This window comes from Streptomyces syringium (assembly GCF_017876625.1).
GTDB lineage: Bacteria > Actinomycetota > Actinomycetes > Streptomycetales > Streptomycetaceae > Streptomyces > Streptomyces syringius.
Genome location: NZ_JAGIOH010000001.1, coordinates 7247698 through 7261646 on the forward strand (window position 1 = coordinate 7247698; position 13949 = coordinate 7261646).

General features: G+C 73.7%; 12 protein-coding genes. 10 read left to right on the forward strand and 2 right to left on the reverse strand.

The genetic code is table 11. From position 1 onward, the window contains the following. Positions 1 to 420 precede the first annotated feature (420 nt). The 7 genes from JO379_RS31090 (at position 421) to JO379_RS31120 (ending at position 8054) form a co-directional block, all read left to right on the forward strand. Positions 421 to 1074 (forward strand): PAS domain-containing protein, encoded by a 654-nt coding sequence (locus JO379_RS31090; protein WP_372449122.1) that lies wholly within the window; start codon positions 421 to 423, stop codon positions 1072 to 1074. A 279-nt stretch (positions 1075 to 1353) separates the two neighbouring features. After that, the gene (locus tag JO379_RS31095; RefSeq protein ID WP_209518067.1) at positions 1354 to 2124 is read left to right on the forward strand and encodes a thioesterase II family protein; all 771 of its coding nucleotides are present in this window, start codon (positions 1354 to 1356) and stop codon (positions 2122 to 2124) included. A gap of 232 nt (positions 2125 to 2356) precedes the next feature. Further along, positions 2357 to 2656 carry an acyl carrier protein gene (locus JO379_RS31100; protein WP_130880354.1) on the forward strand — a complete coding sequence of 100 codons (300 nt, stop codon included), beginning with the start codon at positions 2357 to 2359 and terminating at the stop codon, positions 2654 to 2656. After that, positions 2653 to 3876 (forward strand): beta-ketoacyl-[acyl-carrier-protein] synthase family protein, encoded by a 1224-nt coding sequence (locus tag JO379_RS31105; protein WP_372449123.1) that lies wholly within the window; start codon positions 2653 to 2655, stop codon positions 3874 to 3876. The genes JO379_RS31100 and JO379_RS31105 overlap by 4 nt, the downstream gene beginning before the upstream one ends. Further along, complete coding sequence (locus tag JO379_RS31110; RefSeq protein WP_130880355.1) at positions 3873 to 6194, forward strand: MMPL family transporter; 2322 nt, start codon at positions 3873 to 3875, stop codon at positions 6192 to 6194. The genes JO379_RS31105 and JO379_RS31110 overlap by 4 nt, the downstream gene beginning before the upstream one ends. Positions 6195 to 6292: 98 nt before the next feature. Further along, on the forward strand, positions 6293 to 7195 hold the full coding sequence (locus JO379_RS31115; RefSeq protein WP_209518069.1) for an isocitrate lyase/PEP mutase family protein: 903 nt from the start codon (positions 6293 to 6295) through the stop codon (positions 7193 to 7195). Between the two features lie 232 nt (positions 7196 to 7427). Then, entirely contained in the window at positions 7428 to 8054 is a 627-nt protein-coding gene (locus tag JO379_RS31120) for a 50S ribosomal protein L25/general stress protein Ctc (protein ID WP_209518071.1), read from the forward strand. Between the two features lie 77 nt (positions 8055 to 8131). On the opposite strand, the gene JO379_RS31125 is transcribed toward JO379_RS31120, so the two are convergent. Continuing rightward, entirely contained in the window at positions 8132 to 8944 is an 813-nt protein-coding gene (locus JO379_RS31125; RefSeq protein WP_130880358.1) for a uracil-DNA glycosylase family protein, read from the reverse strand. A gap of 147 nt (positions 8945 to 9091) precedes the next feature. On the opposite strand from JO379_RS31125, the gene JO379_RS31130 reads away from it, so the two are divergent. Both JO379_RS31130 and JO379_RS31135 read left to right on the forward strand, forming a co-directional pair. Further along, positions 9092 to 10759 carry an amidohydrolase family protein gene (locus tag JO379_RS31130; protein ID WP_130880359.1) on the forward strand — a complete coding sequence of 556 codons (1668 nt, stop codon included), beginning with the start codon at positions 9092 to 9094 and terminating at the stop codon, positions 10757 to 10759. Positions 10760 to 10982: 223 nt separating this feature from the next. Further along, a complete protein-coding gene (locus JO379_RS31135) occupies positions 10983 to 12224 on the forward strand; it encodes an amidohydrolase (protein ID WP_130880360.1) in 1242 nt (413 codons plus the stop codon). 29 nt (positions 12225 to 12253) lie between these two features. On the opposite strand, the gene JO379_RS31140 is transcribed toward JO379_RS31135, so the two are convergent. After that, complete coding sequence (locus JO379_RS31140; RefSeq protein ID WP_130880667.1) at positions 12254 to 13498, reverse strand: amidohydrolase; 1245 nt, start codon at positions 13496 to 13498, stop codon at positions 12254 to 12256. A 252-nt stretch (positions 13499 to 13750) separates the two neighbouring features. Here JO379_RS31140 and JO379_RS31145 point away from each other — a divergent pair, with 252 nt between their 5' ends. After that, positions 13751 to 13927, forward strand: a complete 177-nt coding sequence (locus tag JO379_RS31145; protein ID WP_130880361.1) for a thiazolylpeptide-type bacteriocin — start codon at positions 13751 to 13753, stop codon at positions 13925 to 13927. Positions 13928 to 13949 lie beyond the last annotated feature (22 nt).

A 13949-nucleotide genomic window follows, 5' to 3' on the forward strand; every position in this document is an offset into this window, starting at 1 on the left:
GACCAGCGATCGCCCCGGGACGTCAACCATGCGGGCGGATGTCCAATGATGTCCTTAGTGTTTCGCCGAGCCGGGCGGCCCGTGGAACCGGCGCCGGTCCCGGGCACCGACCAGCGGGGGCACCGGCCCGGCCCCCGGGCGCCGCGGGCGGACCGTACCGAACCACCGAAACACCGGCATTGGACCGAACCAACCGAACCCTTTCGGAAGCACAAACCGCAGGCTTAGTCGTGTGGGCCCGGATGACGTTGACGCGCCTCCTCGAATCTCTCTACTGTGCGGTTCCGGAGCCGGGCAGTCCAGGGCATTCCGAACGAGGCCCGGCCATCGGTTTTCTGACGCATTTCTAGCGCGTGGTTCTGAACGCTCTGCGGAACCTGAAAGATTGGCAGGCTCGTGGCTAATTCCTTACTTGCAGACTTGGTACCGGGCGTTACTCGCGGATACACGGACGACCCTGGGGTCGGCCAGCCGCAGTTCGACCAGCCGGGCCTGTGTATGGCCTCCCTCGATCCGACCCTGACGATCCGACAGGCGAATCAGGAGTTCTTCCGCCAGTTCGGCGCCTCCTCGGCGGACGTGTGCGGGCGCAGCTTCCAGGAGCTGGTGCACCCGAGCGTGCAGCAGCCGCTGATGCGCCAGTTCTCGCGGCTGGTCGAGGGCAAGCGGCAGCGCTTCGCCACCCATGTGGTCGGGGTGCGGCAGGAGGACTCGGCCTTCGCCAGCCCGCTGACGGCCATCGCCGTCCGCGGTGGTACGCCCGAGGATGCGTCGATCCTGGTGCTGATGCCCCAGACCCAAGGATCCGATGACGCCGGGGTGGTCACCAACCGGAAGAAGATTCTCACCGAGATAGACGCACGCATCCTCGAGGGCATAGCCGCCGGGATCTCCACGGTCCCGCTCGCCTCACGGCTCTACCTCAGCCGGCAGGGCGTCGAGTACCACGTGACCGGATTGCTCCGGAAGCTCAAGGTGCCCAACCGGGCCGCCCTCGTCTCGCGGGCCTACTCCATGGGGGTGCTCAATGTGGGCACCTGGCCGCCGAAGGTTGTCGAGGAATTCATCAAGTGACCCCCATAAAGGATTGACGTCGACCGGCCGGCCATCCGGCCGAAACAGCTCGGCCACGGCGGAACTTTCGGGCCATAAATACCCGACGGTTCTCCGCCGTGGCCGAGCTGTCGTCCGTGGGCGAACCCGGGGTAAGCGCGGGAAGGGCCGTGGAAGGGCAGCCGAAGGGCAAGGGAAACGCCCAGAGATTTCCTGCACGGTGCGGTGCGGTCTTGTGCCCGCTCGGCCGCCGCACGGATAGTGGCATCGCGCCGAAAATGAACGAGACGAAGGACGAGCATGGCTGAGATACCCGTGGACGACACGCTGTGGTGCCGGAACTTCCGTCCCGCCCCGGACGCACCGGTGCGTCTGGTCTGCTTCCCGCACGCGGGCGGTTCCGCGAGCTTCTTCCTGCCCGTCGCCTCGGCGCTGACGCCGGACGCCGATGTCCTGGCGATCCAGTACCCCGGGCGCCAGGACCGCCGCCGGGAGGCCTGCGTGGACGACATCGCGACACTCGCCGAACAGGTCCACACCGCCCTCGCCGGCTGGCTGGACCGCCCGGTGGTGTTCTTCGGCCACAGCATGGGCGCCCTGCTGGCGTTCGAGGTGGCCCGCCGCATGGAACGCGACGGCCGGGGCCCCGCGCGCCTGGTCGCCTCGGGCCGCCGCGCGCCCTCCCGCTACCGCTACGAGAACGTCCACCGGCGCGACGACGACGGCATCGTCGCCGAGCTGCGCGAGATGAGCGGCACGGACACCCGGGTGCTCGGCGACGAGGAGATGCTGCGGATGGTCCTGCCCGCCATCCGCGCCGACTACCGCGCGGTGGAGACCTACCGCAGCGAGCCGGGCGCGTCGGTGCGCTGCCCGGTCACCGTCATGGTGGGCGACGACGACCCCAGGACCTCCCTCGACGAGGCCGAGGACTGGAAGGGGCACACCACCGGCGCGTTCGACATGCAGGTCTACCCCGGTGGGCACTTCTACCTCAGCAGCCAGGCCCCGGCCGTCATCAAGGCGCTGCGCGGGCACCTGGCCGCCGTGCCGGCCTCGCCCCAGGGCTAGGCCGCCGGCAGGCCGGGACGGGCCGGGGCCGTGCGGTGCGCGGACACACGTCGTGGCGTCGGCAGTACGGGTGATACCCCTGCCGACGGCGCGCGTGTCGGTGGACCGGCGGCGCCCCCGCGGGTGACGCTGCGTCGGACAAATAGCCGGAATATAGCGCTATGGCATCAGATAGTTGATACGTCAAACGCGCCGTGGTCCGGTGTCCGGCTCCGATCGAGGAGAGCGATCGATGGAACCCGCGTATGACCTGATGGCCCGTCTGCTCACGGAGCACTTCGGTATCCCCGAGGAGGAGATCACCCCGGACGCCACGTTCGAGCAGCTCGAAGTCGACTCGCTGGCCAGGGTCGAGTTGATCACCATGCTCGAGGACCGGCTGCACGTGACCCTGCCCGAGGAACACGGCGACGCCACCGTCGGCGAGGCCGCCGCGTACCTCGACGGGCTCGTGGCGGGCCGCCCCGACCGGGGGCGGGCCGCCGCCCCGGTCGGGGACCAGCCGGTGGCGATGGCGGGGCCCGCGCGGTGAGCGCCTCGGACGCGGCCGTCACCGGGATCGGCATGGTGACGCCGGCGGGGCTGGGCCGGGAGGCCACCTGGGACGGGCTGTGCGAGGGAGTGGGATTCGGCGCCCGGGACCCGTGGCTGGCCGGCCTGCCGGTCGACTTCTCCTGCGGGGCCCACGACTTCGACGGCGGAGCCCTGCTCGGCAAGCGGATCACCTGGCGCAACGACCGGTTCATCCACCTGGCGATGGTCGCCGCCCGGGAGGCGGTCGCCGACGCGGCGCTGGACACCGACACCTGGGACGGCCCCCGGGTGGCCGTCGTCCTCGGCTGCGCCAGCAACGGCGGCGACCGCTGGGACGTCGAGTACCGCAACCTGGCCGAAGGGCGCGTGGAGGCCATCTCGCCGACCGCCCTGCTGCGTTCGCTGCCCAACATGGTCGCGGGCGAGGTGTCCACCGACCTCCAGGCGCTGGGCCCCTGCCTCACCACCTCGACGGCCTGCGCGGCCGGCACCACCGCCATCGGCACCGCCCGCGACCTGCTGCGGATCGGGGCCTGCGACATCGCGATCGCCGGCGGCGCCGACTGCGCGCGCAGCACCATGGGCTCGGCCGCCTTCTACCGGATGGGGGCCCTGTCGGAGAACCGCCAGGACCCGGCGGGCGCGTCACGGCCGTTCGACGCGGACCGCGACGGATTCGTCCTGAGCGAGGCGGCGGCCGTCCTCGTCCTGGAACGGCCGGAGTACGCCCGCGCCCGCGGCGCGCGCATCCGCGGCTACGTCTCGGGCTACGGGGCCTCCAGCGACGGCTTCCACCCCACCCGACCGGACCCGGAGGGCGCCGGCGCCCGGCGCGCGGTGCTCGCCGCGCTCGCCGACGCCCGCGCGGACGTGTCGGAGGTGCACCACGTCAACGCGCACGGCACGTCCACGCCCCTGAACGACCGCGTGGAAGCCGCCATGCTGTCGAAGGTGTTCCGCACGCCCCCGCCCGTGACGTCCGTCAAGGGCGCCATCGGGCACTCGCTCGGGGCCGCGGGCGCGGTCGATGCGGCGTGCACGGTGATGTCGCTGGAGCGACAGCTCGTCCTGCCGACCGCCAACCTGGACCGGCTGGGCGACGGAATGGACCTGGACGTGGTGACGAAAACGCCGCGGCCGCACCGCATGGAGGCGGCGATCAGCGACTCGTTCGGCTTCGGCGGCCAGAACGCCGTGCTGTTCTTCCGGGCCGCGTGAGCTCCCAGGACCTCGACACCGCCCCGGCCCCGAGCCCCCCGAGCGCCAGGGGGCCCGGGGCCGCGGGCCGCGCCGCCCCCGCCGGGCGCAATGGGCGCGGCCGGGCCTGGCTCGTGCCCGCCCTCGCGTTCGTGGTGACCGTGCTGCTCGGCGTGGCCGGCCTCGGCACCCCCGAGCGGCTGGCCAACGGCGGCTACACCGCGTCCGGCACCGAGTCCGAACGCGCCAACCGGCTGCTGGCCGACCGCTTCGGCGGCGGCAGCCCCGACCTCGTGCTGCTCGTACGGGCCGAGGGCGGCCTCGACACCGCTCGGGCCCGGGCGGAAGGGCGACAACTGACCCTGCGGCTGGCGCGCGCGCCCGGGGTCGGCGGGGTGCGCTCCTACTGGCCGGGCGGCGCGGCCGGAACGGACCCGGCACTGCGGTCCGAGGACGGCACGCTGGCGCTGGTCACGGCGGACCTCACGGGCGCGGACCGCGACGCGGCACGCACCGCCGGAACCCTGGTGCCCGAACTCACCGGCCACCACGGGGCCTTGCGCGTCCAGGCCACCGGACCCGCCTGGGTCAGCGTGGAAGCCGGGCGCGTCAGCCAGCGCGACCTGGTGCGCGCCGAACTCGTCGCCGCCCCCCTCACCTTGCTCATCCTGGTGCTCGCGCTGCGTTCCCTCGTGGCCGCGCTCGTCCCCCTCGTGATCGGCGTCGTGGCCGTCGTCGGCACGGTCGCCCTGCTGCGGCTGCTCAGCTACGCCATGCCGGTGTCGGTCTTCGCCATGAACCTCGCCACCGCGCTCGGCTTCGGACTCGCCGTGGACTACGGGCTGTTGCTCGTCACCCGCTACCGCGAGGAACTGCGCACGGGCAAGCCCGTGGCCGCCGCCGTCGAACGCACCGCGCGCCGGGCGGGGCACACCGTGGCCGTCTCCGCCTGCACCGTGGCGCTGTCGATGGCGGCGCTCCTGGTGCTGCCCCTGCCGTTCCTGCGGTCCATGGCCTGCGCCGGGATGGCGGTGGCCCTGCTCGCCGCGGCCACCGCCGTGCTGCTCGTCCCGCCCGTCCTGAACCTCCTCGGCACCCGCGTCGACCGCTGGGACCCGCTCGCCGCGCCGCGCGGCCGGCACCGTAACCGCCCGCGGGCACCACGGGCGGACAGTCCGGCCTGGCGGACCGTCGCCCGGGTCGTCACCCGGCGCCCGGTGTTCTACGGCGGCGGCTGCGCACTGGCCCTCCTGCTGCTCGCCTCGCCCTTCGCGCACGTGCACTTCGGGCTGTCGGACGAGCGGGTACTGCCCGCCCACACCGAGGCGCACCGGACGTCCCAGGCCATCCGCGAGGGCTTCACCTCCCGCGCCGAACGGAATCTGACCGTCGTCCTCCCGGACGTCGACGTCGCGGGCGACCGGGCCGCACTGTCGGCGTACGAACGCCGGGTGGCGGCACTGCCGTCCGTCGCACGCGTCGTCGGAGTGCCCGCGCCGACGGGCGGGGCGCTCTGGGCGGGCCCCGACGGGCCCGCCAGGGCCGCGAGAGGGGACCGGGTACGGGTGGCGGCACCGCCCGGGCCGGGCGCGGTACTGACCGTGACCGGCCCCGAGGACCCCCAATCGCGGGCCGGACGGGACCTGGTGAAGCGGCTGCGCTCGCTGCCCGCCCCCGGCGAACGGCTCGTCACCGGGCGCGCGGCCTACCTCTCCGACACCCGGGACGCGGTGCGCGGCCGGCTGCCGCTCGCGGCCGGGATCGTCGCCGTCACGACGTGGGCGATGCTCTTCCTGCTCACCGGGAGCGTGCTGCTGCCGGTGAAGGCACTGGTGGTCGGGGCGCTCAGCCTCGGCACGAGCTTCGGGCTGATGGTGCACGTCTTCCAGGACGGCCATCTGCGCGCGGCGGTGGGGGAGTTCACGGTCACCGGGACGCTCGACATGACGATGCCGCTGCTGATGTTCGTCATCGCGTTCGGACTGGCCATCGACTACGAGATCTTCCTGCTGTCCAGGGTGAAGGAGCACTACGCCCTGACCGGCGACAACCGGCAGGCTGTGGTGGAGGGCGTCGCCCGGACGGGCCGGCTGGTGACCACGGGAGCCCTTGCCGTGGCCGTCGTCACCGGCGCCCTCGCCACCTCGGGGGTGACCCTGCTGAAGCTGCTGGGCACGGGCCTCGCGGTCGCCGTGCTCGTCGACGCGGTCCTGGTGCGGGGGGTTCTCGTGCCGGCCTGTCTGACCGTGGCGGGGCGCGCCAACTGGTGGACCCCCGCCCCGCTGGCGCGGGCCCACGCCCGGATCAGCGCCCGGACCGGCCTGGACGAGAGCCGCTGACGCGGGCGCTCGCCCGTGGCCGGACGGAGGCGGAGCCATCCGCGTGGCCCGGGCGGCGAACCGCGCTCACACTGGGGGCAGCGAGTCAGGAGACACCGATGAACAACCGGCAGCGCTTCCGCGCCCACCTCGCCGGCCCGAAGATGCTCATGGTGCCGATCGCGCACGACCCGCTGTGCGCCCGCATCATCGAGCGCGCCGGATTCCAGGCCGTCGGCGTGGGCGGGGCCGCGAGCGCGGCGGCACTGCTGGGCCGCCCCGACGCCCGGCTGCTGAGCGCGCGGGAGATGGCGGACGTCGTCTGGCGGACCGTCGACGCCGTCGGCGTGCCCGTCTTCGCGGACGCGGACGACGGGTACGGCGACGCCACCCACGTGGCGTGGACGGTACGGCAGTACGAGAGCGCGGGCGCCGCGGGCCTGTTCCTGGCGGACCGGCCCGCGCGGCGGCAGCGCGGCCGGACGGTGGGGGAGGCGGTGGGGGAGGCGGAGGACGACACGGTCGTGCCGGCGGCGGAGCTGATCGGCAGGATCGAGGCCGCCGTCGCAGCCCGCCGGGACCCGGACATGCTGATCATGGCGCGTACGGACGCCGTGGCGGCCCACGGGATCGACGAGGCCCTCGCCCGTGCCCACGGGTGCGTCGACGCGGGCGCCGACGCGATCTGCGTCGCCAACCCCGCCTCGGCACACCAGATGCGCCGGATCACCGAGGAGATCACCGCCCGGCGCGGCATCCCGGCGATGGCGGACGCGAGCCCCGGCGCCATGCCCCCGCCGACCGCCGCCGAACTCCAGCAGATGGGCTATGCGCTGACGCTGTACCCGACGCTCGCCTCCCGGGCCCTCGCGCGGGCCGTCGCCGACGTCATGGGCGAACTGTCCTGGAGCGGGGACGCGGCGCCGCTGGCGGACCGGCTGGCCCCCTTCGAGGAGTTCCACGCCCTCGCCCGCCCGCCGGAGCACCGCGAGGCCGTCAGCCCGCCCGGCGCCCCGAGGTGAACGCGGCGGCGGAAAGCACTGTCGGCGGGGCCGCCGCCCCCTCCGACGCGCCGGTTCGGCCGGATGGAGCAGGGTTGGATCATGCGGTGCCCCGGCTGGGTAAACTCGCGGCGTTGCTCGGCGCGGGAGGCCGTACTCATGGGGTGCGGCGACCGTTGTCGGCGCACCCCTCGTACCAGGCCCGCCGCGGCGGGTGACGGTCACCTGACAGTCCGAACACGAGGAGTGCGTCATGGCTGAGGTAAAGCTGAGCGCCGAGCTGCGTAATGACTTCGGCAAGGGTGCCGCCCGTCGCACCCGTCGTGACAACAAGGTCCCCGGCGTCATTTACGGGCACGGCGCCGATCCCAAGCACGTGGCGCTCGACAGCCACTCGCTGATGATGGCCCTGAAGACACCGAACGTCCTGCTCAGACTCGACGTCGCCGGCAAGAGCGAACTGGTCATCCCCAAGGCCGTACAGCGCGAGGCCATCCGCGGCTTCCTCGTCCACGTGGACTTCCTGGCCGTGAAGAAGGGCGAGAAGGTCACCGTCGAGGTGCCGGTGCTCACCGAGGGCGATCTGGCGCCGGGCGGCAATCTGCTGGAGCACATCCTGAACGCCCTGCCCGTCGAGGCCGAGGCCACCCACATCCCGGAGGCGGTGACGGTGTCCATCGAGGGCCTGGAGGCCGGTCACACCATCCGGGCCGGGGACATCGAGCTGCCGCGCGGCAGCTCCCTGGCCGTCGAGGAGGACGCCGCCGTCCTCCAGATCGTCGCCGCCCAGACCGAGCCGGTGGAGGAAGAAGCCGAGGAAGCCGAGGAGGCCGTGGCGGCGGCCGCACCCGAGGCCGAGGAGGCACCGGCCGAGAGCTGAACCCCGCGCCACCGACCGGCCCCGGTCCGCGCACCCCATCCAGGGGTGTGCGGACCGGGGCCGGACGGGCGCGGGCCTCAGAACGGGCGCTGGGACAGCGGGATCTGCACCATGATCGTGGCCCGCTTCTCCACCGCCGTCGCACCCTGGCGGCTCGCCCATGACTCGCCGCCGCGCATCCAGGCCGGCAGACCGGCGGGCAGGTCCCCTTCGGGGATCTCGCCGAGATCCGCCGGGTCGAGGTCCTCGCCGTAATGCGCCAGCGGCACCGGGGTGTCCGGCGTGACCACCGGGTGCAGGGCGTCCAGCGCGGCGTTCCAGTTGGTGAGCATCTTCGCCATGGCGACCGCCCGGGGCGTCCCCGAGGACGCGGCGCTGTCGGGATAGGTGGGGTGCCGGATGTGCTGGTAGGCGCCCTCGTAGGCCTGGCCCGCGGGGGTCTCGCGCCACGTGCGGAACGCGGTGTCCGCCAGCCGGCCCAGCGCGACGACGGCCTCGATGGGATTGTTCGCCGTCAGCGCGTCGAGCCACGCGTGCCGGTGCAGGGCGATGTCGGGGTCGTTCGCGTGGGCGTTGCCCGCCTGCTGGCCGTAGACGCTGTACAGATAGGTGTTGACCATGACGTAGCTGGTCTCGATGCCGAGCTTGGCGAGAAAGCCCTGGAAACGCCGGCCCGCCGTGCCGACCAGGATCCGCCGGACGACGGCCTCGTGGGCCGCGGGATCCTGCCCGATGACCAGCACCCGGGCCGTGCCGTCGAGCCGCCCCCGGTGGAAGACGGGACCCCACTCGGTACGGAAGTCGTCCGGCGGATAGGTCTCCGTGCCGGGAAACGTCCGCGCCAGCGTGGCGTACGGCTCCTCGACGCAGCCGGGATCGAAGTCGTGCATCGTACTTCTCCTGTCCTGCCGCCGGCCCCGCCCGTCCGCGCCCTGCCCGCGGGGCGGTCCCGCGGCGGGCGCGGCGGCCGCGCCCATGGGAAAATTGTTACCTCATATCAGGACTGTTCCCTGTACGCACGGCGGAGGGACCAGCAGATGTCACCACCCGTAGAGCCCCCGGTGGACCCTTTGGCCGGGCCGCGTTTCGCGGTGCGGGGCCGCGTCGTGACGATGAACGGCCGGCACGACGTGATCGACGACGGTGTCGTCTACATCAACGAGGGCGTCATCGACAAGGTCGCACCGGCCGGCACCGGGCCGCCGGACGGCCATGAGCACACGACGGTCACCCCGAGCGGCGGCAGCATCTATCCCGGCCTGATCGAGCTGCACAACCACCTGCCCTACAACGTGCTGCCCCTGTGGCAGGTCCCCGAGAACTACCCCAACCGCACCGAGTGGGGCGGGGCGCGGAATCCCGACTACGGCAGGCTCGTCACCGGGCCGATGCGCGTCCTGGGCGAGGACGCCGCGCTGATGCCCGCCGTGGTGCGCTACGTCGAGGCCAAGGCGCTCGTCAACGGCACCACCACCAGCCAGGGCATCGCCCTGTTCTCCAACGCGGGCGCGCGCAGGATGTACCGGGGGGTCGTGCGCAACGTCGAGGCGACGGACGACCCGGCCCTGCCGGAGGCGGCCACCCGCATCGCGGACGTCGAGGCCGCGAACGCCGGAAAGTTCCTGGCACGGCTGAACCAGGGGCGCCGCCTGCTGCTGCACCTCGCCGAGGGCAGGGACACGGACGCCCGCGAACACTTCCTGGCCCTCAAACTCTCCGCCGACGACCGTGATGACCATTGGGCCATCACGGAGAACCTGATCGGCATCCACTGCACCGGGCTGCTCGCCGAGGACTTCCCCGTACTGGCCCGCCACGGCGGATCCATGGTCTGGTCACCGCTGTCTAACCTGCTGCTGTACGGCCGTACCGCCGAGATCGCCGCCGCCCGGCGGGCCGGAGTACGCCTCGCGCTGGGATCGGACTGGACGGTGTCCGGCAGCAAGGGACTGCTGGGCGAGCTCAAGGCGGCCCGGCTGGCGTCGGCGGCGGCCGGCGGTGTCTTCACCGACCGGGACCTCGTCGACATGGCCACCCGCAACCCCGCCGTCATGCTGCGCTGGGAAACCGCCCTCGGTTCGCTGCGGGCGGGCGCGCGGGCCGATCTCATCGTCGTGGCCGGGGCGGGCGGCGACGCGTACAGCACGCTGATCGACGCCCGGGACAGCGATCTGAGCCTGGTCGTGATCGCGGGCCACGCGCGCTACGGTACCCGTGCGCTGATGGACGATCTCACCCCGGGCGGGCAGCTGGAGACCGGTGTGCGGGGGCTGCCGGCCGGCCGGGCGGTGAATCTGCGTCAGGCGTCGGCCGACCCCGTCGTGGGAGCCCTCACCCTCGCCGAGGCCGCCCGGCTCCTCACCCAGGCGCTGGCGGACCTGCCCGGCACCGCCGACCGGGCCCGCCGGGCCCTGCCCGAGGCCCGGGAGGCCGGGCCGCGATGGCGGCTGGCCCTGGACGAGATCGAGCCGACGGGCGCCGAACTCCGCCCCCGCCTGCCGCTGCTCAGAGCGGGCCGGTCCGTCCCCAGCGGGCCGGTCATCGGCGGGGCGGCCGCCGACCTGGCGGAAGGCCCGGCCGCCCTTCCCTCCCTGCGGCTGGACGGGCTGACCGCGACCAAGGACGCGACGTACCGCCGCACGCTCGGCGGGGAGATGAACCTGCCGCCGGGCTTCGCCGCCGCGCTGGAGGAGTTGCTGACCTGACCCGCCGGCCGTGGCGGGGTCGATGATGCCGCTGTCACCCGGACGGCCCACAGCGGGCCCGCAGGGTGTCGACACGCCGGACCGCGTGCGTCGTCGGGCCGGCCGCCGCCCCGGGGGCCGTGACCGGCTCCACGGCGTCGGCCGAGCGGTCGCGGGTGACCGCCCTTCGGGTGAAGCTGGTGCCGCAAGGAGGGGCATCGGAGGGATCGAAGGGTGTCGCGCCATGTCAGACGAAACGACGCGGGTGCTGGCCGGCCTCGACGAGGCACGGCGCCGTGAACTGGCCGGTCTGTACCGGGACTTGCACTCCCACCCGGAACTGTCCTTCGCCGAGCACCACACGGCCGCGGAGGTCGCCCGCCGATCGCGGGCGTACGGGTTCGAGATGACCGAGGGGGTCGGCCGTACCGGTGTGGTGGCGGTCCTGCGCGGTGGCGCCGGGCCGACCGTACTGCTGCGGGCGGACTTCGACGCCCTGCCGGTGGAGGAACGCACCGGTCTGCCGTACGCGTCCACCTCCGGCGGCGTCATGCACGCCTGCGGCCACGACATGCACACCACCTGTCTGCTGGGCGCGATGCGGCTGCTGGCGGAGGGGCGTGAACACTGGTCCGGCACGGTACTGGCCGTCTTCCAGCCCGCCGAGGAGACGGGCCAGGGTGCTCGGGCGATGGTCGACGACGGCCTCTTCACCCGGTTCGGCAAGCCCGACGTGGTCCTCGGGCAGCACGTCATACGGTTGCCCGCGGGCACGGTCGGCTGCCATCCCGGTACGGCGTACGCCGCGACCGACGTGCTGCGGGTACGGATGTTCGGTGCGGACGGGCCCGACGCGGGCCCCGGCCGCCCGGCCGGCGCCACGGCGACCCGGCTGCAGACGGTGCTCGAGCGGGAGATGAGTGACGCGGGCACCGTGCGGATCACGGCCGACGACGCGCCTCCCGCCGTGGGGGGCGACGAGCGGGGCGACGGCGTCCCCGTCACGGCCCGGCTGAAGGTGAGCCTGCGCACCTGCTCGGCCCCGATGCGGCAGCGCGCGCTGGCCGCGCTGGAGCGGGCCGTACGGGAGGAGGCCGCCGCCGCGGGAGCCGCACGGGAACCGGAGATCACTGCGCTCGGCGCCTTCCCTTCGCTGGTCAACGACGTGGACGCGGTGGACCGCACCATGACCGCCATCGGCGCCGTGATCGGCGCGGACAAGGTGGTCGACCCGGGGCTGCTGCCCGGGGGTGAGGACATCGGTGTGTTCGGCACGGCGGCCGACGTGCCGGTGTGTTTCTGGCAGTTCGGCGGCACCGACCCCGACACCTACGCCGAGGCGGAGGCCGCCGGGACCACACACGACGTTCCGGCGAACCACTCGCCGTTCTTCGCCCCGGTCATCGAACCGACCCTCACCACCGGGGTGACCGCCATGGTGGCGGGCGCGCTGGCCTGGCTCGGCCCGGGCGGCGGCAGGCGCTGAGCCCGCCTGAGCCCCCCCGGCCACCGGGTTCAGCGGCTCCCCAGCCGGTCCAGGGCCGCCGCGACCATGGCGGAGATACCGGTGGGCAGCGCGCCTCGCACGTCCGGGGCGAACTCCGGCGAGTGATTGGGAGGCAGGGCCGCCAGCTTGTCCGCCGGTGTCCGCCCGGGAGCCGCCCGCCACTGCCGGGCGCCGGCCGACCCCAGCATCCAGTACACCGTCGGTATCCCGGCGAAGCCGTGGATCCCCCGTCCCGCGTCGCCGAACAGGGGGAAGTCCTCCGTGGCCATCGACGGCGGCCACAGCGCCACCCGCTCCGCGCCGAAGAGCGCCTGGTGCGCCGCCCGGACGGCCGCGGTGGCAGACGGATCGGGGACGTTGGGCACCGAGCGGGACACGAGGGTGATCTCGGGCGGATCGACGCGGCCGGACGCGGCGCATTCGGCGTGGACGGTCCGGCGCACGGCCTCGGCGAGGGCGTCGAGAGCGGCCTGGGAGTGGGCGCGCACGCTGAGGCCGAGCGTGGCCCGGTCGGGCACCACGTTGAGGCTGTCGCCCGCATGCAGCCGGCACACGGTGAGCACGGCCCGGTCGGCGGGGTCCGTCACCGTGGCGACGAGGCCGTGCAGCGCGCCGACCGCGGCCGCCGCGGTCGCCACCGGGTTCACGGTCAGGTGCGGGGTGGCGGCGTGACCGCCGCGGCCGTGGACGACGACGTCGAAGGAGAGACTGCCGGCCATCAGCGCACCGGTGCCGTGGGCGACCATGCCCGCCGGGAACGGCGCGGTGTGCTGGGCGAGTACGGCGTCGGGGCGCCCGAACCGGTCGTACAGACCGTCCTCGAGCATGGCCCGCGCCCCTTGGAGCGTCTCCTCCGCGGGCTGGCCGACGACCACGAGCGTGCCCCGCCACAGGTGCGCGGCGCGGGCCAGCAGCCGCGCCGCCCCGGCCGCCGCCGCGAGATGAAGATCGTGCCCGCACGCGTGCATGACCGGCACACCGCGGCCGTCCGGGCCCGGTGCGCGGACCGTGCTCGCGTACGGCAGGCCGGTGCGTTCCGCGACCGGCAGCGCGTCGAGTTCGGCCCGCACCAGGACCCGCGGGCCCTCGCCGTTGCGCAGCACGCCGACCACCCCGTGGCCCCCGACGCCCGGGGTCACCCGGAAGCCGTCCGCCGTCAGCCAGGCGGCGAGGCGGGCCGCGGTGTGCTCCTCCTCCCCGGACAGCTCGGGCTCGGCGTGCACGGCGAGGCACAGCGTGGTGGCCGCGAGCATGATGCCGTCGAGGCCCAGCAGGACCCGGTGGACCCGGTCGGCCGGGGAGGACGTGGAGGAAGGAGACATGGCGGTTCCTCGCAGGGGATCGGAGGGAAGCACTCGGGCGGTGGTACTCGCGTGCGAGCGGAATGAGAGCGGAACGCCGGGGGCCCGGCGAGCGCGTCCTGCTGGGATGGCGGAGCAAGACAACACCACGTCCGGCCGGGCCCCTGTTCATGGCCGGCCGGACTCGACGCATCGGGAGAAGACATGGCACCGAAGACCGAACTCGCCTCGCTCGCCCAGGAGATCCTGGAGCTCGAGTCCGAGACCTTCGAGATCTCGGACTACTCGGACGCGAGCGAGGTCGTCCTCGCCGGTTCGACCAGCTCCAGCAGCACCAGCACCTGCTCCAGCACCACGAGCACCACCAGCTGCTCCGCCTGATCGGTTCACCGATCGGGCCGTG

Excerpts from the sequence above, each read along its gene's own strand:
- JO379_RS31095 (WP_209518067.1), top strand. The coding sequence starts at position 1,354 with ATGGCTGAGATACCCGTGGACGACACGCTGTGGTGCCGGAACTTCCGT.
- JO379_RS31100 (WP_130880354.1), top strand. The coding sequence starts at position 2,357 with ATGGAACCCGCGTATGACCTGATGGCCCGTCTGCTCACGGAGCACTTC.
- JO379_RS31115 (WP_209518069.1), top strand. The coding sequence starts at position 6,293 with ATGAACAACCGGCAGCGCTTCCGCGCCCACCTCGCCGGCCCGAAGATG.
- JO379_RS31120 (WP_209518071.1), top strand. The coding sequence starts at position 7,428 with ATGGCTGAGGTAAAGCTGAGCGCCGAGCTGCGTAATGACTTCGGCAAG.
- JO379_RS31125 (WP_130880358.1), bottom strand. The coding sequence starts at position 8,944 with ATGCACGACTTCGATCCCGGCTGCGTCGAGGAGCCGTACGCCACGCTG.
- JO379_RS31130 (WP_130880359.1), top strand. The coding sequence starts at position 9,092 with ATGTCACCACCCGTAGAGCCCCCGGTGGACCCTTTGGCCGGGCCGCGT.
- JO379_RS31135 (WP_130880360.1), top strand. The coding sequence starts at position 10,983 with ATGTCAGACGAAACGACGCGGGTGCTGGCCGGCCTCGACGAGGCACGG.
- JO379_RS31140 (WP_130880667.1), bottom strand. The coding sequence starts at position 13,498 with ATGCTCGCGGCCACCACGCTGTGCCTCGCCGTGCACGCCGAGCCCGAG.
- JO379_RS31145 (WP_130880361.1), top strand. The coding sequence starts at position 13,751 with ATGGCACCGAAGACCGAACTCGCCTCGCTCGCCCAGGAGATCCTGGAG.